The 20,330-nt window shown below is 35.7% G+C and carries 18 protein-coding genes; 11 read left to right on the top strand and 7 right to left on the bottom strand.

Annotated elements, in window-relative coordinates; all coding sequences use genetic code 11:
* Positions 1–506 precede the first annotated feature (506 nt).
* Entirely contained in the window at positions 507–1,787 is a 1,281-nt protein-coding gene (locus SP041_RS06190) for a sodium:proton antiporter (RefSeq protein WP_025562798.1), read from the bottom strand.
* Between the two features lie 1,883 nt (positions 1,788–3,670).
* On the opposite strand from SP041_RS06190, the gene SP041_RS06185 reads away from it, so the two are divergent.
* Positions 3,671–4,324, top strand: a complete 654-nt coding sequence (locus tag SP041_RS06185) for a hypothetical protein (protein ID WP_137297460.1) — start codon at positions 3,671–3,673, stop codon at positions 4,322–4,324.
* Positions 4,325–4,379: 55 nt separating this feature from the next.
* A complete protein-coding gene (locus SP041_RS06180) occupies positions 4,380–4,568 on the top strand; it encodes a hypothetical protein (protein ID WP_137297459.1) in 189 nt (62 codons plus the stop codon).
* Between the two features lie 122 nt (positions 4,569–4,690).
* On the opposite strand, the gene SP041_RS06175 is transcribed toward SP041_RS06180, so the two are convergent.
* Positions 4,691–5,224 (bottom strand): hypothetical protein, encoded by a 534-nt coding sequence (locus SP041_RS06175; protein ID WP_137297458.1) that lies wholly within the window; start codon positions 5,222–5,224, stop codon positions 4,691–4,693.
* Positions 5,225–5,870: 646 nt separating this feature from the next.
* Here SP041_RS06175 and SP041_RS06170 point away from each other — a divergent pair.
* Positions 5,871–7,070 (top strand): methyltransferase, encoded by a 1,200-nt coding sequence (locus SP041_RS06170; RefSeq protein WP_137297457.1) that lies wholly within the window; start codon positions 5,871–5,873, stop codon positions 7,068–7,070.
* Here SP041_RS06170 and SP041_RS06165 read toward each other — a convergent pair.
* Complete coding sequence (locus tag SP041_RS06165; RefSeq protein WP_137297456.1) at positions 7,067–8,266, bottom strand: benzoate/H(+) symporter BenE family transporter; 1,200 nt, start codon at positions 8,264–8,266, stop codon at positions 7,067–7,069. The two genes, SP041_RS06170 and SP041_RS06165, sit on opposite strands and share 4 nt — an antisense overlap.
* A gap of 69 nt (positions 8,267–8,335) precedes the next feature.
* Between SP041_RS06165 and SP041_RS06160 the strand changes: the two genes are divergently transcribed.
* From SP041_RS06160 to SP041_RS06140, 5 genes are all read left to right on the top strand, one after another.
* Positions 8,336–8,872, top strand: coding sequence for an XRE family transcriptional regulator (locus SP041_RS06160; protein ID WP_137297455.1), 537 nt, complete (start codon positions 8,336–8,338; stop codon positions 8,870–8,872).
* Between the two features lie 113 nt (positions 8,873–8,985).
* Positions 8,986–9,765, top strand: coding sequence for a hypothetical protein (locus SP041_RS06155; protein ID WP_137297454.1), 780 nt, complete (start codon positions 8,986–8,988; stop codon positions 9,763–9,765).
* A gap of 62 nt (positions 9,766–9,827) precedes the next feature.
* Positions 9,828–10,319, top strand: a complete 492-nt coding sequence (locus SP041_RS06150; protein ID WP_025564560.1) for a GNAT family N-acetyltransferase — start codon at positions 9,828–9,830, stop codon at positions 10,317–10,319.
* A gap of 159 nt (positions 10,320–10,478) precedes the next feature.
* Complete coding sequence (locus SP041_RS06145) at positions 10,479–11,360, top strand: DMT family transporter (protein WP_051368532.1); 882 nt, start codon at positions 10,479–10,481, stop codon at positions 11,358–11,360.
* Between the two features lie 19 nt (positions 11,361–11,379).
* Complete coding sequence (locus SP041_RS06140) at positions 11,380–11,979, top strand: ACP phosphodiesterase (RefSeq protein WP_037048944.1); 600 nt, start codon at positions 11,380–11,382, stop codon at positions 11,977–11,979.
* A 128-nt stretch (positions 11,980–12,107) separates the two neighbouring features.
* Here the strand turns inward: SP041_RS06140 and SP041_RS06135 are convergent, their stop codons facing one another.
* Positions 12,108–12,677 carry a phosphoribosyltransferase family protein gene (locus SP041_RS06135; RefSeq protein ID WP_025564559.1) on the bottom strand — a complete coding sequence of 190 codons (570 nt, stop codon included), beginning with the start codon at positions 12,675–12,677 and terminating at the stop codon, positions 12,108–12,110.
* 226 nt (positions 12,678–12,903) lie between these two features.
* Here SP041_RS06135 and SP041_RS06130 point away from each other — a divergent pair, with 226 nt between their 5' ends.
* Complete coding sequence (locus SP041_RS06130; protein ID WP_025564558.1) at positions 12,904–13,359, top strand: isoprenylcysteine carboxylmethyltransferase family protein; 456 nt, start codon at positions 12,904–12,906, stop codon at positions 13,357–13,359.
* A 77-nt stretch (positions 13,360–13,436) separates the two neighbouring features.
* Here SP041_RS06130 and SP041_RS06125 read toward each other — a convergent pair whose 3' ends face one another.
* The gene (locus tag SP041_RS06125) at positions 13,437–14,426 is read right to left on the bottom strand and encodes a 2-hydroxyacid dehydrogenase (RefSeq protein WP_025564557.1); all 990 of its coding nucleotides are present in this window, start codon (positions 14,424–14,426) and stop codon (positions 13,437–13,439) included.
* Positions 14,427–14,760: 334 nt separating this feature from the next.
* Between SP041_RS06125 and SP041_RS06120 the strand changes: the two genes are divergently transcribed.
* Both SP041_RS06120 and SP041_RS06115 read left to right on the top strand, forming a co-directional pair.
* Positions 14,761–16,869, top strand: coding sequence for a protein-disulfide reductase DsbD domain-containing protein (locus SP041_RS06120; protein ID WP_025564556.1), 2,109 nt, complete (start codon positions 14,761–14,763; stop codon positions 16,867–16,869).
* Between the two features lies 1 nt (position 16,870).
* Positions 16,871–17,398, top strand: coding sequence for a protein disulfide oxidoreductase (locus tag SP041_RS06115; RefSeq protein ID WP_025564555.1), 528 nt, complete (start codon positions 16,871–16,873; stop codon positions 17,396–17,398).
* A gap of 262 nt (positions 17,399–17,660) precedes the next feature.
* On the opposite strand, the gene SP041_RS06110 is transcribed toward SP041_RS06115, so the two are convergent.
* Both SP041_RS06110 and pckA read right to left on the bottom strand, forming a co-directional pair.
* Positions 17,661–18,332 (bottom strand): CAP domain-containing protein, encoded by a 672-nt coding sequence (locus tag SP041_RS06110; protein WP_025564554.1) that lies wholly within the window; start codon positions 18,330–18,332, stop codon positions 17,661–17,663.
* Positions 18,333–18,587: 255 nt separating this feature from the next.
* Positions 18,588–20,207 carry a phosphoenolpyruvate carboxykinase (ATP) gene (gene pckA / locus SP041_RS06105; protein WP_025564553.1) on the bottom strand — a complete coding sequence of 540 codons (1,620 nt, stop codon included), beginning with the start codon at positions 20,205–20,207 and terminating at the stop codon, positions 18,588–18,590.
* Between the last annotated feature and the right edge of the window lie 123 nt (positions 20,208–20,330).

Raw genomic sequence — 20,330 nt, 5'->3', positions numbered from 1 at the left:
TAATATGTTATTTATTATGTAATATTTTCAAATTAGTGTTTGTAGTTAGTCACTTTAGCCATGGTGTAGCACTAAAAATAACGTATTTATTTATCTGTTGAGCTAACTTAAACGTTTATATTGTTGTATCTAATGTTGAAATTGATGATTGCTAATACATTGCTTCTTATTCGACCTACAATATCTGTTTTTGTTCGTATTAATTTCATATCTTGTGTGTTTAATTTAGATATTTTTGAAAGCAAAATTTAGTGGAAATTTAAGTGTTATTGGTATTGCTTGAAAGGAGAGTTTTTTCTATTCAATAATGAATAATGAACGGTAATAAGGATGTTTCAATGTCTTTTTTTACTGCTTTTGAACGTTTGAAAAGGATAATTTGGTAAGTGATAGCTGAGAGCGTTAATCGTTTTAGTTACTTTTTTGAATTTAATAGCAGGGATACATACCCAGGCTATTATTTAATAAAATAACCTGGGTATTAACAAGTAATCAATTATTATTAATTACTCGTTTTTGTTTTGCCAATCTTTCGCTTTATTAATTAACGGCACAATACTAGAGCCTTGTACGAGTATTGAAAATAACACAACACCATAAGTCATCACTAAGATGATTTCACGCACATCAATATTTTTTTCAGGTAGAACCCATACACCAGCAGGTACAGCCATTGCCATTGCTAAAGCAAGTCCACCTCGTAATCCACCCCACGTTAAAATTCGTACTGAGTATGGGTTATAGCTACGAAATCGGTTAAAACCAACATAAGCTAAACGCACACTTAAGTAACGCGCTAACAGGACTAAAGGAATGGCAATAAGCATAATAATCCAATCCTCTTTATAGAAGCTGAATTGCAACATACTTAAGCCAATTAATAGGAACAATATACCATTTAAGAATTCATCAACTAATTCCCAAAAATGGTCCAATTGAGCTTTACTTTCTTTAGAGAATCCATTTTTTCTGGTCCAATTACCAATCATGATACCTGCAACAACCATAGCAAGTGGAGCAGATACACCAATCATTTCACCAAAGACATATCCAGCCGTCGGTACGCCAATAGTAAGTAAGAGTTCCATTGCGTGATCATCTGTTGCACTTATTAGGTAATGGAACAATAGTCCAAGTGCAAACCCATAAACGATACCGCCAATAGCTTCATGTAGAAATAACATCGAAACACTTTCTACTGTTAATGGTTGTCCAGAAAATGCGATATTAAATAAAGTAACAAAAATAACTAACCCAAACCCATCATTGAATAATGACTCACCTTCAATTTGAGTTGATATTCTTTTGGGAGCATCTAGTTTCTTAACAATTGCTAATACTGCGATAGGGTCGGTAGGTGATATTAATGAGCCAAATAATAAACAATAAATGAGATCGAGAGGTAAGCCGATAAGTTGGCAAATATAGTACAACGCGAAGCCTACAAAGAAAGTAGAAAAGAGTGTTGCAGCTAAAGCAAGAATGGTGATTTCCCACTTTTGATCTTTTAAGCTTTCTAATTTAATGCCTAAACCACCTGCAAATAACAAGAAACCTAATAAGCCATTTAATAAGAAATGTTCAAAATCTATTTCTGTAAGTTGAGTAACGGCTATTTCTCGTAATTGAGTAAAGCCATTTTTACCTGCAATAACAATAATCAGTGATAATAATAACGATCCAGCGGTGATAGCAATGGTATTTTGCCATTTACCTAATTTACTATTAACGAAGGTAATTAACATTGCTGCTGCAGCGAGGAAACAAAAGGTGGCATAAACTGTCATAGTAATAACCTGAGGTATAAAGAAAGTGTGAATATAATGCGAAATTGTATCAAATACCATGCTTAGTTCATTCTTTTATAAGCTTGTTGTCTGTTTTTTGACCATTATTGATAACATCTTTAATGGAACAGTGATTATTTACAAAATAATCATCTAGTCAGCTTTTATTTTCCTCTTTTGATAATATTTTCACTGTCTCTTTGTGAGCTAGATCAACAATTCTTCCCTATTTATCTCAACCTTAAATTTAGGTCAATTTAATTTTGTGCGAGATCGACCATGGGCAACGTAGTAGATCCTCACTTTAAATTACTCATTTCAGACATAAAAAAAATAAAAGTAATAACTAAGTTATTGAAAATAAATAGTAAGTTTGTTTTTTGTTCACTTAGTTGGCTATATATTTCTTATTTATTGGGTTTTATTTAATAAATGCATCGTATTATCTCTTCCGCAAACAAGGACCGTAGATGATTTATAGGATGTAAATCGGCAATGGACAGCAAGGAAACAACAGGATGTTGTTAAAGGGTAAATAGAGATTACTTATCCTATCAGGATGATAAAAGGACACTTCAAGGATTGGAGTTAGATAAGCAGGATGTTTATCGTTAAGGAAGAACACGGAAGATATTACAGGACGTAATAAGGACGCTTCAAGGATTGGAGTTAGATAAGCAGGATGTTTATCGTTAAGGAAGAACAAGGAAGATATTACAGGACGTAATAAGGACGCTTCAAGGATTGGAGTTAGATAAGCAGGATGTTTATCGTTAAGGAAGAACACGGAAGATATTACAGGACGTAATAAGGACGCTTCAAGGGTTGATGGAGTTAGATAAGCAGGATGTTTATCGTTAAGGAAGAACACGGAAGATATTACAGGACGTAATAAGGACGCTTCAAGGACTGGAGTTAGATAAGCAGGATGTTTATCATTTAAGGAAGAGCACGGAAGATATTACAGGATGTAAAAAGGACACCTTCCAAGGATAGGGAGCAGTTAATAAGCAGGATGTTTATTAAATATGGATGTGTCATGGAAGAAGCCAGCAGGATGTTGGATTGATGAACTGGATGTTTATCGGATAAGGATATGAAACAAGGAAGAAGCTCAAAGGATTTGGGAAGAGGATGCCTAGTATGGCAGTAGTCAAATGGATTTATTGCATGGAGCAACTTCTATCATGGATTTGATAGTGTGACTAAATTAGGGCAGCTTCGGCTGCCCTTTCCTGTTTTTACGTATTAGAAAAGCTTTTATCATATCGGACCCTGTTCTGAAATTTGTGTAATTACCTATCATTAACCTTGCCACTATTCTTACCATTCCTTACTGCAATCAGATCGATGACTAATAGCAATGGAATTAAATAAGTGATCAGAAATTGCGCAGGAAAAATTAACACTAATAAGGCGTGAGTTGTAGAAGATAGTTGTTCTCACTTCAAAACTCAGAACGCAGTTAGGGGGGGATTTTAACCAGCAAGAATGATTACCTTATTAATTCTTTTGGTATAAGCACATCTTTAATATTTATTCGCTTATGTATACCCGTTACCATTCAAGGTGCAAAATTCAGAAAACGGTGGAAGTGAACAGATGCTAGGTAGAAAGAGAAAGATCTAACAGGTTAAATTGACACTTTCTAACAACAAAGGTGTTTACTTCATAGCCTGCCCTCTAGGTTGTTAGCCTGCGTTGCAACCTTCGATAAGGACTCTCCATTGTCATCATGTTGCGCCTTGATTTGGAGCCCAAGCTAATGACTGAACAAAGCACTTTGAACTGTAATGAGTATATATGCCGAAGAAATTAGATTATTGATCATTGATTATTGGTGATTCAAAACGTACCCTTAGCTCTTTTTATGGGTGAATAATATGGCCACTTTCTCTGCTGTCGAAGTTCCTTTTAACTATCGTAATACTTGCTGGTTTTGTGGTGAGCCAAGCGATAAAAAAATTAAGTTCCCTAGGCATGAATACGAAATCAATATATTAGATCACCAAGCACTGAGTTTACCTAGTTGTAAAGAGTGTGCGAATATCGTAAAGCGTTCTGCATTTCCTTCTATTTACAGTTATCGTGATGCTGTTAAACAAGCTCTTACTGCCAAACATCAGAAAGTGCTTAGTATCGGGTCTAATTGGACGAAACAAGAGTTAGAAGAGTCAGAGTTTGAAGGTAGTGCGTTTGAAGGCTTCAAGCGTAGTGCATGGCCTATGTTTGAAATGATGCAAGCGCGTATTAATTATCAAGGCTGGCCACTTGTTATTAACAATGAGTTATTAGCAGTGGATAGCGATAATGAAAGTTTTGAATTTGATGGGGTGCAATACGTCTCTTTAGATGACGCAGTAACACATGCAGTTAAAACATTTTTCTTAGATGAAGCATTGTTTACAAGAGTTTTGAGTGTGTTAGGTAAAAAGAAGTTTAGCCAAGCAATCCGCTTATGTCGTTTGTATCCAAACTTAACGCCTAAAACTCGAGAAGATGTGTTCTTAGAAATACTAGATAGCATTGGTATTTAAGGTTTTCTAATAAGGTCCTCTAATAAAGAATATTTTTACTTGCAAAGGAAAGTATATGACTGATAAAAAAGAAATAAATAAAGCTAACAAACCGAGCGAAGAAGAGTTACAGCAATGGTTAGATGGCGTTCACTTTGGCAGTTGTTGTAGCGACCCTGTGGCATCAGACAATGAAGAGCCTAATAAAGATAAAGCATGTGGAATAGATAGCAAAGCGAGTACAAAAGTTAATAACAAAAAGTAAGATATATTGAGTACACGTTTCTTAATTAATATTTAATACTAGTCAGTGTTGATATAAAAAAGCCTAACAATCAAACGACTGTTAGGCTTTATAGAATTATTCAGTTTATAAAGAAAAGCGTCTTATTTAGCTTTTTTGTTACGACGAGCGAAACCAAAACCTAATAGAGATAAACCTAATAATGCTGCACCAGCTGGAGCTGGAATAGTAGTTGAAGAGAAAGATACATTCGTACTTCCGCCATTTGCAGTTATTACCCATGTACCTGCAGTGTCATCTAAGCCTGCAATAGAGCTAGATATAGTACCTAAACCACTCAATTCTAGAGTGCTGTTAAATGCATTTACTAGTACATTTGTTATCGTAAAGGTGAAATTACTAGTAGTCCATAAAAGATTAAGTGGTGTGCTTGCATCGAAATTAGTAAATGCCACTGCCCCACCAAGTTCAGGTGTAAAATCACCTGTTACAAGAGAAGGATCAGATACAACGCTTGAATAAGGGCTAAAAGTAATTGTACTAACAGTTGTTCCTGATTTAACCACGGTAGCTGTACCTGTAAAATCAATTCTACCTGTAATAGGCACAGCAGATGCTGTATTAGATACTAATAAAAATATTAGTGAAGTTATTGCTAAAGAAATAATTTTTTTCATGTGTTCTCTCCTTCGTATAAATGGATAATTCCATATATAGTAATGGAGCATATAATATGCCAACTTTTAAATTTGTTGTTTTTCAATAACTTAATTCAATTAAAAGGTGTTTTTTGTGCTTTTTATTTGATATTTTATTTAAGTTGTAAAGTTATTCAACAGTGTTTTTGGAGTATAAATAAATTTGTAGTTTAAGTTTTAAGCATTAATTTATTTATGAGGAATATGAAATTATCGTAACTATTTGTTTTTAATGTAATTTGTTTTTCAGTGATCTTTTGTTTATAACTACTTTTGGTTAGTTTAAATTTTATATTTAAAAGATATTCGTTGAGATAATTTAGTGTAAGGTTTTTCGATATCTAATTGTGAATAGTTTGTTTTTTGTTAATTAAATTTATATTTTAATTTGTAATTGTTTGATTTAAATGAATTTTAAAGTATTTTTTGATTCAGTGATTAAATACTATTTTATAATCGATGACCATCCACTTATAATCAGAACATCATTTTATTATCGAGGTTATTCAATCATTTTTTATCAATTTTTGTATAGAATGATTACCAATGTTATTCGATAATAAAGTTTGTATTTAAGCAATTTAAAAACTTAAACGTATTTTTTGAAGCTTTGGCGGAATGTCGTGTGCTAAAACATAATTTTGATAAGATTGATCGCTATTTAACGGCAACGAAACAATACTGGCACTATAATGCTTTCATGTTAAATGATTACCCCACCTTTTCAGGCAATAGCGCATTAATTAACTTTTTACACCGTATCGATGATAATAAATTACTGAATTATCAGAAAAACCCTGCTTCGTTATATCCATTATTAAAGCAATTTATTCCCGAATTATTGAATATAAATGATCCACTTTTTGATATTAACAATAACAATCTTACCCATGATCTTGATATGCCTTTTTGGTTAAAAAAAGGGATTAAAGGGCGAAAATGGATACAAATAGATCGATTTTCTAATTCTATAGATGAGACGCTTCCTGTTTTAGAGTGGTGTGCTGGTAAAGGGCATTTAGGGAGGTTGATTCATTATAAGACAAAAAATGAAATCAGTGCAGTGGAATGGAATGCTGAGCTATGCAATCAAGGCCTGGCATTAGCCCAACAACAATCTATATTACAACCTTTCTTTGTTGCTAACGTTTTGTTGGGAGAGGGGAACCAATTACTTAATAAAGAACAGCATGTTGTTGCTTTGCATGCTTGTGGTGATTTACATGTACATCTTATTAATGGTGTTAAAAAAGCATTAACAGAAAAAGTAACCATAAGTCCATGTTGCTACCATTTGACTGAACATGACAGTTACCAAGCGGTGTCCTCTTATGCTTTACAACAAAGCCAATTGTTGTCATCAATCACTTTAAGCAAGCAAGACTTAAAGTTAGCAGTGACACAACAAAGTACGTCTGGAGAAAGGCAAACACAATTAAATGATCAAGAAGTTTGGTGGCGTTTAAGTTTTGATTGTTTACAAAAGGCACTTTTAAAAACAGAAGACTACTTAACCGTACCTAGTTTTCCCAAAACGTTGTTATCCAATAACTTTAGAGATTTTGCAGAATGGGTTAAAGCATATAAACAATTGGATATTGAATTACCAGCCGATTTATCGATGTATTTAGTGCAAGGTAAAGTGCGTTTTAATCGCTTAAGACGCGGTGAGTTAGTATCACAATTCTTTCGTCGCTCCTTAGAGTTATGGTTAGTTTATGACCGTGCATTAAGTTTGCAAGAGGCGGGTTATCAAGTGAATATATCAATATTTTGCGATGCCAATATTACTCCCCGTAATCTTTTAATTCAGGCATCACGTTAACTTTTTAATGGTGTTTTTTTAAATCTTAATTGGCTGAACATTAAAACTAACAACCCTCCGATAACGCCCCATATCACTGAACTCAATCCCCACAAAGCAATGGGAGATGCTGTAATGAGTAAGGTGATCACTGCTGCTTCGTTAATGTGTTTAGATTTACTATTAACACTTTGCTGTAAGCTATGAGTAATGGTACCAAATAATGCAATACCCGCTAAGGCTAATATTAATGACTCTGGTAGTAGGGCGAACCAAGCAATGATATAGGCAGCTAGCAACCCTAAAATAATATAAAAAATACCAGCCCAAATGCTTGCCCAATAGCGTTTATTAGCATCTTTATGTACCTCTTCAGTCATACAAATTGAAGCACTAATAGCTGCTAGGTTGAGTGCATAACCACCAAACGGAGCTGCGATAATATTAAATAAACCAGTCAGTGATAAAATTCGCTTAATGGGGACTTGGTAACCAAAACTTTGCAGCATGGCTATGCCTGGTAAGTTTTGAGCGGCAGTAGTGACAATAAATAAAGGCAAACTTATCCCCACAATGACTGACCATGAAAATGCAGGTTTGATAAACTGCCACTCACTCCATTGCCATTCAATCACTTTACTTTCAATTAGTTGTAAGTGCCAAGCTAAGATTGCTGAAATAACGATGACAATTAATAAGGTCCATTGTGGTATCAATCTTTTTGCTAATAAATAACTGATAAACATGCTAATAATTAAAATTGGTTGAAGTTCCATTTGTGTAAAAACAGCAAAACCAAACTTCAATAAAATACCAGCCAACATTGCTGATGCTAATTGTGTAGGTAACCATTTAAATAATTTATCCAATGGTATTAATAGTGGGAAAATAAATAGCAACAATGCACAGACAATAAAACCACCAACGGCTTGGTTAAGGTCAAAGCCTTGTATGTTGGCAATCAGTAATGCGGCCCCTGGCGTAGACCAAGCAATAAGTATTGGAATGCGATAACAGTATGAAAGTAAAATACTTAAAATACCCATACTTGTGCCTAGTGCAAGAAGCCAACTTGCCACAAGATGGCTGTCACCACCTAAATTGATTACCAATTGGTATATTAATGCTATCGAGCTAGAAAATCCGACGATCACAGCGACTAACCCTGCACTCATTGCTGCAATTATTGAGTTGACCTGTTGGAAAAGTGTTTTCATAATAGCCTTGTGCGTTTTAACGTACAAAAAACAAAGTTAACATTGGCTGTTATAACGTACAAGGTAAATATGTCTGATTCAATCAATAAAACAGTAGCCACACAGCTGAAAAAAATTCGAGCTAATAAAGGCTGGAGTTTAGAGGTAGCAAGTCAACATTGTGGTGTTTCCAAGGCAATGTTAGGACAAATAGAACGAGGTGAATCAAGTCCGACAATTGCTAAACTATGGAAAATAGCGACAGGTTTTGAATTACCTTTATCAGAGTTTTTAGGGCAAAAGAACCCCTTAGATAGTGGCACTAAAGGTTTTAATCAAGAACATACTGTTAGTATTGAAACTATTTTCGAATATGATCAAAGCACCGGTATTGAGATGTTTGAGCTATGTTTTACAGTGGGTCATGAGCAACATTCAGAGGCTCATCAAATAGGCGTTATAGAGCATATTGTCGTCACTAGTGGTTGCATGGAATATTTTGCTGGTGGACAATGGAATACATTGAATACAGGCGAAAAAGCTAAGTTTAATGCCGATCAGCCTCATATTTATCGTAATACTGGTGATATCCCTTTACGTTTTTTCAATATTATTCATTATTCTTAATATAAACACTTAATATAAAAAAAGTTAATATAAAAAATCCTTAACAGAGAAAGTTAATTACAAAGCAATTTCTTACAAATAAATGGCTTATAAAAATAAGGTTCAAAAAATTAATGAATATCATCAAACGTTTGTTAGTCGTGTTTCTTGGATGCACTGTTTATACCATTGCTTATGCCGATCAAGCTCAACGAATCAGCAAGAAAGAAGCGAATGCCGCTTTGCAGCTTTTACAAACTGAAAATATCCATGTTATTCAAAAGCTATGTAGTCCATGTGGTGATGTGTTGCCTGAAAATATTATTATTGACCAAGTGGCAATACAAGACGCTAATTACAAAGGCTTATGGGAATTGACCGTTAATGGTCAAGCTATCGATTTGGCTTATTATTATGTGCCTGTAAAAGAGCGTTGGAAAAACTTTGCCAGAGCGGTAGATATTTATGTTGATGATATGCCTAAGTATTTAGATAACATTTCTCTCCAAGCCAAAGTGGAAGACAGCAAAGGTTGGTACATTAATAAAAAACAGAAAATGATTATTACTAAAGAAGTCGTTAGCGGATCATTAGTCGCTATATTAGGCAGAGGATCATATCAAGATTTGAGTGTGTTCTTTCAAGCAAGTGCAGAAAAAGGCTGTGAAGATGAATCTCTTCAGAAATCTCAGTCAGTACCTATGTATGTTAATGGTGATTTAGTTAAATTCACTCTTTTATGTAAAGAGAAAATAGTGGCGTTTTATGCCGATACAGAAGAAGGTAATGACTTTGTGCTTGATCAATTCATGAAGAGTACAGTGGTTAAATTAAAGCCTTATACAGGCGAAGAAAGCTTTGTATTTAGTGCTAAAGGTTTTAAAGAGTTATATGAAAAAGCGACGACTCACTAGTGCTTAAATGTATTGTTATAAGCGTAAAGTTATAGCTGAGATGGTGTCAATAAGGGAACAGAATGAGTCAAACGACTATCTATTATTTAGAAATGAACCAAGCGGAACAACTTAACGAAAAACCAAAAGTTGAAGACTTAACTCTTTCCGAAGCCATTATCAAAGAATATCGCTTTAATCGTTTCTTATATTCTTTGGTAGGCGAGAAATGGCAGTGGTTGGACAAATTAAATGAGTCTGATGAAAGTTGGAAGTCCTACGCTGAGCGCGATAATTTACGTACTTGGGTGGCGTATTATCAAGGTGCTATCGCGGGTTATTTTGAGTTAGAAGTAAGTGAAGAACAGGAAGTTGAAATTAAATATTTTGGATTGGCACCTACTTTTATTGGTAAAGGTTTTGGTGGCTATTTATTAACGTATGCAATTCAACAAGCTTGGACTGTTTGTAATGCTAAGCGAGTTTGGGTGCATACGTGCAGTTTGGATCACCCTAGTGCACTCGCTAATTACCAAGCGAGAGGGTTCGTTTTATATCATCAAGAAATAGAATAAACATGGACATTACTACCTCCTAGTAACACCCTAAGGCCTATTACCTAACGTGTATTACTTAACGGCTATTAATAGTGCTCTTTTAAAGTGATGATAAAAAATAAAAGTAGTTTTACAGTCATCATTTTACCGCCCTTGATGTATTTTTAGAGATAACCTATGCCAGCAGGACTCTGTTTTATAATCGCTACTTTTTTATGGGGTAGTTCCTTTGTTGCTTTGAAAGCGGCGATTGATATTTACCCTCCGTCTTTTGTTATTTTTTTACGGATGTTAATCACTCTTCTCATTTGTCTATGTTTGTGGCGTTGGATAAAACGTTTTGAGTATCAACAGGGCGATTGGAAGTGGTTGTTGGTTATGTCGTTAGCTGAGCCGTGTTTATATTTTTTATTTGAAGGTTATGCAATGCAATATACCTCTGCCTCACAGGCTGGCATTATTGTCTCTTGCTTACCATTAATGGTGGCCTTGTTTGCGTTCTTCTTAATTAAAGAAAAACTCAGTAAGCAGATCATTATAGGTTTCAGTTTGTGTATTGCGGGCAGTATTTTGTTAAGTATGGTTTCTCCTAATACGGATCATGCTCCGAATCCTTTACTCGGGAATACGTTAGAATTTTTAGCCATGGTATGTGCTGCTTTCTATGTTGTTAGTATGAAAAATTTATTGAATAGATACTCCGCTTTGTCATTAATCGCTTTACAAGGTTTTTCAGGTACCGTGTTTTTTGCCCCTTTTTTATTCTTTATTGAGTTACCACCACTACATGATGTTAATGCGTTAATGAATATTGTTTATTTAGGTTCTGCGGTGACACTAGGTGCTTATGGGATGTATAACTATGCACTTGCAAAAAGCTCAGTATTAACCGCCGCAGCTTATTCAAACTTAGTCCCTATTTTTGCTTTGTTATTATCGGCATTATTACTAAATGAGATATTAACACTTTGGCAATGGGGAAGTATTTTTGTTGTTTTTACTGGTATCGTGGTCAGTAAACGCCATGCTAACGTTAGCCAAAACATACAAACTCAATAGCGATTAAGGTAAAGCCATTATGAACTATCTTGCACATTTACATATAGCGGCTTCTACCAATACGAGTTTTAGTGGTAATTTTTTAGGAGATTTCGTTAAAGGCAATCCTGATGGTCAATTTCCTACTAATATAGTCCAAGGTATCCGTTTACATCGTTATGTCGATAGTTTTACGGATAAACACCCACAAGTACTCGCTGCTAAATTACTATTTCCTAAAGTATTACGGCGTTACGCGCCTATTGCACTTGATATGTTCTGGGATCATTTCTTGGCTCGACATTGGACCACTTTTCATCATTTAACTTTAGCTGAATTTTGCCAATTAGCAGAACAAAAGATTGTGAGTGAAACACAAGCAAAGGACGTTATTTTACCAGAACGTTTTGAACGTATTAATGGTTGGGTTTGGCAAGATAAGTGGCTCGAGTCCTATCAAAAGATAGAAAATATTGAATATGCTTTAAAACGTATGGCAACACGAAGCGAACGAATGGCACCTTTAGCTGAAACAGGAAAAGTATTGAGGGAAAATTATGTAGATCTGAGTGTCGTATTTTTTGCTTTATATGAGGATGTGTTAAAAGCAAGCCAAGAATTTATAGAGGTTAAAAAGTAAGTGACTATTCACTTTTTAGTTGTTGTTTAATTTTTTCGATACAAAAAAGGAGACGAAATAGTCTCCTTTTATAAAATCGTATTATTAAGCTTAAGCTACTTTAAACCTAATTAACTATAAGTAATTTTTTAGTCTTCTCTAGTAAACAAGTGTGCGATATTTTTTAAGTCGCTTTTACCTTCAGAAATTTCTTTAGGTGACAAACCTGATACTTCATGTGGGAACACTAACCATTCATCTGATTCATGAATATAGTAGTCTGGCACAATAGATACGGCTTTGTTCTTAGGCTTGTAATAAGGCGTTGCTATGCGTACGTCGCGTGGCATATTTAAGCGCATTACTTCATTTAGTTTTTCAGTTAACGCAACAACACTGCGCCCTGAGTCAAATACGTCATCTACAATTAGCAAGCCATCATCGGCATTAGCATTTTCAATAATGTAATGTAAACCGTGTACTTTAATTGTTTTACTTTGTTTACCGATACCGTAATAAGAAGAAGTACGTACAGCGATATGATCTGTCTCTACTTTTTGATAGTCAAAGAATTCTTGAACTGCAATACCGATTGGAGCGCCGCCACGCCAAATACCAACAATAAACTGTGGGCGAAAACCACTATCGTAAACTTGTGCTGCAAGACGAAATGAGTCTTCAAGTAATTGTTGTGCAGTGATAAAGACTTTATCAGACATATCATTTTCCTCTGGAATTAATTTAGTCGCGCAGTTTAAACTAAAAAAGTCCTCTCTGCACAATTTGCATGCTAAAAATCCTATAAAATAATGGCTACACAAGGTAAGTTATAGATTTTCAACACGTTACTATTATTTATTCTGGCATTTAATCGTGCTGCTTTTATTGATCTTAGTGTTAGTAACACTTTATTTAATGATCTGTTTATGGAAAAAGGGTAATAAAATGCAACGAATGATGAAGTATCCTCCGTTAGTCACTCTGTTATTTATGCTCGTGATATATTTGATGGGCTTGTTAATTCCTTTTTTTAATGTTGGTTCACTTGTCTTGAGTGGGGTTTCTGGCTTTGTTTTGTGTGCTTCTGTGTTAGTCATCCTGAGTAGTGGTTGGAGGTTTAAAAAGGCAAAGACGACAGTCGACCCAACGACACCTGAAAAAGCCACGAGTTTAGTCATTTCTGGAATATATCGTTATTCTCGAAACCCTATGTATTTAGGATTATTGGGGGCCTTAATCGCTGAGGTTTTGCTGTTGGGTAATCTATTGAGTTTAGTTTTATTACCTCTTTATATTATGACAATGAATAAATGTTTCATTAAGCCGGAAGAGGTTGCGTTAGAAATTCTTTTTGAACAGTCATTTATCGACTATAAGCAGAAAGTTAGACGTTGGCTTTAAAGGTAGTGTATAAAAACAGATAAAACCCTTAACTTATAAAGCTTATTACGGTTTTATCTGTTGAGTAATGTTAGTGACTATTCACTAACTTGATTAACACTCGTGTCATCTTCTAATAGCTCACGTAAATTATCGAGCGTTGTTTGTGCAATACTCGTTAATGCTTCTTTAGTTAAGAAAGCTTGGTGACCTGTAAATATCACATTGTGGCAAGCAGACAAACGACGGAAAATATCATCGGCAATAATTTCACTTGAATGGTCATTAAAGAATAAATGCTCTTCTTCTTCATATACATCTAGACCTAAGCCACCAATACGGCCTGATTTTAATGCTTCAATAGCATCATGTGCATTCAATAAACCACCTCGACTGGTATTAATAATGGTGACACCATCTTTCATTAATGCAAATGTGTCTTTATTTAATAAGTGTTTATTGTCACTAGTGAGTGGGCAATGCAGGCTAATCACGTCGCTGTTTTCAAAGAGTGTTTCTAAGCTAACGTACTCTGCGCCTAATGCCGTCGCTTTATCTGATGGGTAAGGGTCAGAAGCTAATATTTTACAACCAAAACCTTTAAAAATGGCCATTGTTGCTAATCCAATTTTACCGGTCCCGATAATTCCAACGGTTTTACCATGTAGATTAAAGCCAACTAACCCTTCTAATGAAAAGTTTGCATCACGGGTGCGTTGATATGCTTTGTGCGTGCGTCTGTTAAGCGTCATTAATAATGCAATGGCATGCTCTGCTACCGCTTCTGGTGAATAAGCAGGAACACGAACGATCGTCATACCCAGTGATTTTGCACAAAATAAGTCAATATTATTAAAACCAGCACAACGCATGGCAATATATTTTATGCCTAATGCGTGAAGCTGAGTTAAAACCGGGGCACTTAAATCATCGTTTACAAAGGCACATATAGCATCATAGCCAGTAGCCAATGCTGCGGTGTGTGAATTAAGTTGAGTATCAAAAAAGTTGATGCTGATAGGGTCTGAAATCAATGGTTCGAAATGCTGAATATCATAACTACGGGAACTGAACATTGCGACTTTCATAAAGGGAACTCCATGTTGAAAAGTAATGTTGTAATAAAGTAATCATTCTTTTAATCAAGAACAGCAATACGATAATATCTATTGTTGTTTTATATTTTATAATTGTACACCTTATACGTTGTAACTTAAGCAAAGGGATTACTTTGTTGTTATATAAATAAGTGCATAAATAACGATATAAATTATTTCATCAATAATTAGATTTAAAATGCAATAAATTTAGATCGTTGGCGGTCTACTATGTTTAATTATGGCGAACTTTTTAATCTTTATTCAGTCACAGGCATATATTTGTGCTACAAACTATTTCATTTGGTATTTTCTCGGAGTTTTCATGCCTTTTTTAAAGCATTGTTTTTTATTGTTACTGTTCATTTTTGGTCTATCTAGTAGTGCATTTGCACAAGCGCCAGAAACAGGGTGGATCACTAATTTTAACCACCTGCCTGTTAAAGTTAATTTGCAGCTAACAGGGCAAGTTCAAGAAAATGCTGTGAATGGTATTTTGAATGTTGATTTAGCGAAAGATTGGAAAACATATTGGCGATCTCCAGGTGAAGGCGGGGTTGCTCCTACATTTGAATGGACTGATCAATCATATAATATTGATACAGTTGATTGGTCTTGGCCAACACCTAAACGTTATCCCGTATTAGGCGTTGAAACCGTTGGTTATAAAGATCAAATTCATTTTCCCATTCAGTTACAACTGACAGACCCTCAACAAGTCAGCCGTTTAAAAGGTACGTTAACGCTAGCTTCATGTACGACGATTTGTGTATTAACTGATTACGAAATTGATTTAAGTTTTGATCCTAACCAACTGGCCATTAATGAAGATGTTGCGTTTGCTTATGCGCAAGCGACCAGTAGTGTGCCTATTTTAGTCGACCAACATGCCATTAAAATACAAAAAAATAATGCAAATATTACGAATATTATTAGTTCATGGGATCAATTTAATCAAGAAGTGTCAGTGCAGTTAGTGCATCAAATAGGATGGGAAGCACCTGATTTGTTCATTGATAGCAACGATCCTGAATTAGAGAATGTCTTCTTTTCTAAGCCTATTATTTCCGTTTTAGGTAAACAGGTCACCGCTACGTTTAATGCAAGCAGTTGGGGAGGCGAGGTCGACTTAAGTAATGCCAATGTCAACATTACAGTGGTTGATGCAGATATTGCTGTAGAAATTGCCACTACCTTAGGTAATCAGACTATCTCAGCCGTTGGAGAATCTATTTGGTCTATCTTTTTGGTCGCATTAATAGGCGGTTTAATTTTAAATATAATGCCTTGTGTATTACCTGTATTAGGCATGAAACTGAGTTCAGTCTTAGGCGTCGATGGTAGTCAACGTTCACAAGTACGTAAACAATTCTTAGCTTCTAGTGCGGGTATTGTTAGCTCATTCTGGTTATTGGCGCTGTTTCTATTAGTACTTAAACTGTCAGGTGAAGCATTAGGTTGGGGAATACAATTCCAAAGCCCTTATTTCATCACCTTCATGGTAATTGTTACCGCTATCTTTACTGCTAATATGCTGGGTTTATTTGAAATTCAATTACCTCCTTCAATGCAAACTTGGTTAGCGACAAAAGGTGGCCATTCTTACCTAGGTCATTATTTGCAAGGCATGTTTGCAACATTATTAGCCACACCTTGTAGCGCACCTTTCTTGGGAACGGCGGTTGCATTTGCCTTAGGTGCTTCTTCATGGCAATTATTTGCTGTCTTTACTGCGTTAGGTTTAGGGATGGCATTACCTTGGTTATTAATTGCTTTATTCCCAAGTATTGCATTGTTAATGCCTAAGCCTGGTAAGTGGATGGGCACTATTAAGCTGGTGTTCGGTTTACTTATTTTAGCGACATGTTTATGGTTAGTGAGTTTGCTAAGTAGCTTTATCGGACTGCTTTATAGCATTTTAGTGGCCGTATTTATTTTAATTATATTTGCTGCTTTGATTCTCAAAAAGCATGGTAAACGTTTATTCTTTATTATTTTTGGTGTGTTTATGATCGTGGCTGCTATTGCTTTGATCGTAGGCAGTTTAACGGCTAAGCATTGGGCGAATCCACTACAAGATGAGATTTCTTGGGTACCATTAAACGCACAGTTAATAGAGGAAGAAGTGAAAAAAGGCAATGTTGTCTTTGTAGATGTGACTGCAAAGTGGTGTGTCACTTGTAAGGCCAATAAAATTGGCGTGTTATTACAAGATCCTATTTATAGTGCATTACAAGAAGACGGTGTTATAGCGATGAGTGGTGATTGGACAGTACGTTCTGACTCTGTGACAGCCTATTTACAATCATTCGGACGTTATGGTGTTCCTTTTAATATTATTTATGGCCCAGCGGCACCTAATGGTATTGAGTTATCTACTATTTTAAATAGTGATGATGTTCTTAATGCGATAGAACAAGCAAAGGGGCAATAAGATGACTGAACGTAATCCTCAACAACCTAAAGTAAAAAAAAGCTGGGGAGCACGCATCAAGTCATTCGCAGTTTATGTGCTGTTAGCATTGGTATTAGGTTGGGGCGTTGATATATGGCGAGCTCAATCCATTGCATCTGGTAAAGCGCCTGAATTAGTGGTAACCAGTGTACAAGGAGGCAAGGTTGATTTGGTCGCAATGAGTCAAGATAAACCTGTTTTAGTTTATTTCTGGGCCACATGGTGCAGTGTCTGTAGCTTCGTTTCTCCCTCTGTTGATTTTGTGAGTGGTCAGATGCAAGTGGTTACTGTTGCACTGAATTCTGGTGAAAATAAGCGTGTGCAACAATACCTTGGTGCTAAAGATTATGATTTTACTGTAGTCAATGATCCTAAAGGGGAAATAGGTCGTGAATGGGGAATTAGTTTAACGCCGACTATCCTTGTGATTAACAAAGGAGAAGTAACTTCTGTAACAACTGGGTTCACTAGTCCATTTGGTATGTGGGTAAGAATGTTGTTAAGCTAAGTTAAATCAGGCTTATTCATTCAAAGCCATTATGTATACTCATTATCAACCAATATGTATTATTCAGTCGTTAACTCGGCCAAGCGTAACATGATGGCAATGACGATTCCTTATCGAGTGTTACAACGCAGTATCGGTTGTCGAGTTGGCGACCCGCAGGACTTTCTGATTTTTGCATCTTGAATGGTGACGAGTATATATAGCCGCTAATCTAAGTAATGATTTAAAAGGAATTAAGCCTAATTCCTTTTAAATTTTATAGCTATCTTGGTTTAGCAAATACTTGAGTCCAATAACGCTGATAGTCAGAGTCACTATTTACTTGGCAAGCTAATCCCATCTCAGTCACATCTGCATTCATGATATTAGTGCAGTGACCTTCACTAGACATCCAACCATCAACAACTTCTTGTGCTGAAGTTTGACCACCGGCAATATTTTCAGACACACGACTCCACGTGTAACCTTGTGCAGTAACACGTGTGCCAACAGTACTGCCATCTAAACCTGTATGATCGAAAAAGTTATAATTTGCCATATTATTTGAATGCTCAGTGGCAGCTAATGTTAATGTGCTACTCCAAGTCACTTCTGCTACGGCTGGGTAACTCGTATCACCGCAGGTCTGGCTTTCAATACGAAGTTGGTTAATTAGTGCTAATACATCAGATAAGTCATTTTCACATGTCATTAGGCTGTAATCGACACTTGCTGTCGCGGTATCAGTTGTAGTCGTAGAATCAGTTGCCGAATCATTAACTGAGGTTTCATCGGAAGTGCTTTCATCATTTGATTGATCAACCTCAGTAGGTGAACTTGTTGAGGTGTTTTCTATATCGTTGGCACTCGTTGATTCCGTTGTGCTACTTGATGAATTACCGCCACATCCAGTGAGCATCAACGTACAAAGTAAAGAAGTTAACCAATATTTCATTTTATTATTTCCTATAGGGTAGTTGATTATCTAAATTTTCTCAGTTAGAAATAAGCAATTATATTCAAATCCTTTTTCTGGAAAAAATAGACCAATATTATCAACCTAAGTTCAACCTCTCCTAAGCCCTATATATTAGGCTGTTTGATTGTGAAAAATAAAATACTGAAATAAAAAAGCCCACATTCATCGATTTAATATTACATTAAACAGTGAATATGGGCTTTTTTGTATCACGAATAGTTTAAGCGTTTATTAACTTGTAAATATTGGTCCTGCAGAAAGTAATACTTTACCTTCTACTTTGTCTGTATAACGAGCAAAATTTTCAATGAACAAATGCGCTAGCTTCTCTGCTTTAACATTCCATTCTTCGGCATCTGCATAAGTATCACGCGGATCTAAAATTGCACTGTTTACATTAGGTAATGCCGTAGGCACTTCTAAGTTAAATAATGGGATAGTTTTTGTTTCTGCTTTTTCAATAGAGCCATCTAAAATAGCATCAATAATACCGCGAGTGTCTTTAATTGAAATACGTTTGCCAGAACCATTCCATCCTGTGTTGACGAGATAAGCTTCTGCACCACAGGCTTCCATACGTTTCACTAATTGTTCTGCGTATTGTGTTGGATGCAGGCTTAAAAAGGCAGCACCAAAACACGCTGAGAAAGTTGGGGTCGGTTCTGTTATGCCTCGCTCAGTACCGGCTAACTTAGCAGTGAAACCCGATAAGAAATGGTACTGTGTTTGTGCTTTAGTGAGTTTAGATACAGGCGGTAAAACGCCAAATGCATCAGCTGTTAAGAAGATGACCTTTTGAGCATGACCACCTTTTGAAATAGGCTTGACGATATTTTCAATATGCTCAATCGGGTATGAAACTCGCCCATTTTCAGTTTTACTGGCATCATCGTAATCTACTGTACCTTGTTCATTGACCATCACATTTTCTAACAATGCATTACGTCTAATAGCGCCAAAGATATCGGGTTCAGCTTCAGCACTTAAACGCACTGTTTTAGCGTAACAGCCTCCTTCAAAGTTAAATACACCATCATCATCCCAACCATGCTCATCATCACCGATTAATTGACGTTTAGAGTCTGTTGAAAGTGTTGTTTTACCGGTGCCAGATAAACCAAAGAAAATAGCCGTATCGCCAGCTTTTCCGACATTAGCTGAGCAATGCATTGAAGCCATACCATTGAGAGGCAATAAGTAGTTCATGACAGAGAATAAACCCTTTTTCATTTCTCCACCGTACCAAGTGCCGCCGATAACTTGTATTTTTTCAGTTAAGTTAAAGGCCACAAAATTCTCTGAGTTAAGTCCCTGCTGCTGCCAATGAGTGTTATTTGTTTTAGAACCATTCATTACAACAAAATCAGGTTCAAAATTGACTAGCTCTTCTGCGGTTGGGCGAATAAACATATTCGTCACAAAGTGTGCTTGCCAAGCAACTTCCATAATAAAACGCACTTTTAAACGTGAGTTAGCATTAGCTCCGCAATAAGCGTCAACCACAAAGAGTCTTTTATTAGAAAGTTGATCTGTTACGACCGTTTTTAGCGCAGACCATGTTGATTGATCAATCGCTTTATTATCATTCTTACCTTGATCGCTCCACCAAACAGTATCGCGAGTCGTATCATCTTTTAATATGTATTTATCTTTAGGTGAGCGACCAGTGAAAATACCTGTATCAACGGCAACAGTTCCATTGTCGGTGATAATGCCTTTTTCATAACCGCTTAAAGATGGATTTGTTTCTTCTGTAAATAAGGTTTCATAACTAGGATTGTAAATAATCTCAGAGATATCTGTTATGCCGTACTTTTCCAGTTGTGTTGTTGATAGTACTGTCTGAGCCATGTTATTTTTCCCCTTATAACTTATGATTTTTCTATTAAAAAAAAGTGAAGTAAGAATTTGGAGAGTAAGTGAATTGCGGGAAAAGAAGTGGGATCTGGGTCTAATTCTTGATCAAATAGATGC

The sequence above is a fragment of the Psychromonas sp. SP041 genome (assembly GCF_000470315.2).
GTDB lineage: Bacteria > Pseudomonadota > Gammaproteobacteria > Enterobacterales > Psychromonadaceae > Psychromonas.
The sequence above is the reverse complement of the archived record's forward strand: the minus strand, read 5'-3'. Positions and strand labels throughout refer to the sequence as shown.

Excerpts from the sequence above, each read along its gene's own strand:
- SP041_RS06120 (WP_025564556.1), top strand. The coding sequence starts at position 14,761 with ATGCCTTTTTTAAAGCATTGTTTTTTATTGTTACTGTTCATTTTTGGT.
- SP041_RS06175 (WP_137297458.1), bottom strand. The coding sequence starts at position 5,224 with ATGAAAAAAATTATTTCTTTAGCAATAACTTCACTAATATTTTTATTA.
- SP041_RS06110 (WP_025564554.1), bottom strand. The coding sequence starts at position 18,332 with ATGAAATATTGGTTAACTTCTTTACTTTGTACGTTGATGCTCACTGGA.
- pckA (WP_025564553.1), bottom strand. The coding sequence starts at position 20,207 with ATGGCTCAGACAGTACTATCAACAACACAACTGGAAAAGTACGGCATA.
- SP041_RS06190 (WP_025562798.1), bottom strand. The coding sequence starts at position 1,787 with ATGACAGTTTATGCCACCTTTTGTTTCCTCGCTGCAGCAGCAATGTTA.
- SP041_RS06130 (WP_025564558.1), top strand. The coding sequence starts at position 12,904 with ATGCAACGAATGATGAAGTATCCTCCGTTAGTCACTCTGTTATTTATG.
- SP041_RS06135 (WP_025564559.1), bottom strand. The coding sequence starts at position 12,677 with ATGTCTGATAAAGTCTTTATCACTGCACAACAATTACTTGAAGACTCA.
- SP041_RS06150 (WP_025564560.1), top strand. The coding sequence starts at position 9,828 with ATGAGTCAAACGACTATCTATTATTTAGAAATGAACCAAGCGGAACAA.
- SP041_RS06155 (WP_137297454.1), top strand. The coding sequence starts at position 8,986 with ATGAATATCATCAAACGTTTGTTAGTCGTGTTTCTTGGATGCACTGTT.
- SP041_RS06125 (WP_025564557.1), bottom strand. The coding sequence starts at position 14,426 with ATGAAAGTCGCAATGTTCAGTTCCCGTAGTTATGATATTCAGCATTTC.
- SP041_RS06145 (WP_051368532.1), top strand. The coding sequence starts at position 10,479 with ATGCCAGCAGGACTCTGTTTTATAATCGCTACTTTTTTATGGGGTAGT.
- SP041_RS06185 (WP_137297460.1), top strand. The coding sequence starts at position 3,671 with ATGGCCACTTTCTCTGCTGTCGAAGTTCCTTTTAACTATCGTAATACT.
- SP041_RS06115 (WP_025564555.1), top strand. The coding sequence starts at position 16,871 with ATGACTGAACGTAATCCTCAACAACCTAAAGTAAAAAAAAGCTGGGGA.
- SP041_RS06160 (WP_137297455.1), top strand. The coding sequence starts at position 8,336 with ATGTCTGATTCAATCAATAAAACAGTAGCCACACAGCTGAAAAAAATT.
- SP041_RS06165 (WP_137297456.1), bottom strand. The coding sequence starts at position 8,266 with ATGAAAACACTTTTCCAACAGGTCAACTCAATAATTGCAGCAATGAGT.
- SP041_RS06140 (WP_037048944.1), top strand. The coding sequence starts at position 11,380 with ATGAACTATCTTGCACATTTACATATAGCGGCTTCTACCAATACGAGT.
- SP041_RS06180 (WP_137297459.1), top strand. The coding sequence starts at position 4,380 with ATGACTGATAAAAAAGAAATAAATAAAGCTAACAAACCGAGCGAAGAA.